Origin of the sequence: Nocardia cerradoensis NBRC 101014 (genome assembly GCF_000308535.1) — a bacterium.
GTDB lineage: Bacteria > Actinomycetota > Actinomycetes > Mycobacteriales > Mycobacteriaceae > Nocardia > Nocardia cerradoensis.
In genome coordinates, this window is sequence record NZ_BAFW01000292.1 from 1 (window position 1) to 884 (window position 884).

The 884-nt window shown below is 67.3% G+C and carries 1 protein-coding gene and 1 pseudogene; both read right to left on the minus strand.

The annotated features are described in order from the left end of the window. A partial coding sequence (locus ON23_RS27995) for a glycoside hydrolase family 3 N-terminal domain-containing protein (RefSeq protein ID WP_039781897.1) occupies positions 1-600 on the minus strand: 600 nt, incomplete at its 3' end. Next, a pseudogene (locus ON23_RS28000) lies at positions 600-884 on the minus strand (alpha-L-rhamnosidase); the annotation flags it as partial. The gene ON23_RS27995 and the pseudogene ON23_RS28000, both read right to left, overlap by 1 nt.

Below are 884 nucleotides of genomic sequence, written 5' to 3' on the forward strand. Positions count from 1 at the left end.
GCACATGACCGTGGCCGGGCGCTCCTGTGTGACGATCCGTTCGAAGGCGGGCAGGTAGATCTCGCGCAGTGTGCGCTCGTCGACCTCCGCGCTGATCCGCATACGGTCGGTTTCCTGGTTGTTGGCCGCGAAATGCTTCACCGAGGCGGCGACACCCTGCTGCTGCAGTGCACGCACATGCGCCGCACCGAGCACGCCTGCCACCAACGGATCCTCGGAGTAGTACTCGAAGTTGCGGCCACACAGCGGGGAACGTTTGATGTTCACCCCGGGGCCCAGGCTCACCCGCACTCCGGCGGCGCGGCATTCGCGCGCGATGGCCGCGGCGATCCGCTCGGCGACCTCGGGGTCCCAGCTCGACCCGACGGCGACCTCGGCCGGGAAGCAGGTGGCCGGCCTGCTGGCGAAGATGCCGAGATTGTCGGTGTGCGCACCGTCTTGCCACCGCAGTCCGTGCGGGCCGTCCGACAGCACGAAGGAGGCGATGCCTGCTTCGGGAATCTCGGCGGTGGACCACATATCACGGCCGGTCAGCAGCAACGCCTGCTGTTCCAGCGACAGATCGGTGACGGCGTCGGGGTTGTCGTGGGATGCGGACATCAGTTCGCCTTTCCGGCGGTGTGCAGCGCGGCCTGCAAATCGGCCTGCAACGCCGGCGCACCGCCCGGGATGTATTCGAGGATGGTGTTCAGTGAGACCGCGGCGGCCTCGGGCGCCTTGCCGTCGATCGGGATTCCGGGCAGATGTTCTGCGAAAACGTCGGTCAGTGCCCGCCAGGTGGTCACGTCGTCGGCCAGCACCCGCAACGGGGTGTCCATGGTGTATTCCGCGGTGTCGGTCCGGATCGGCGTGTACGACCAGTTGTGCTGTCCGGCACCGATTTC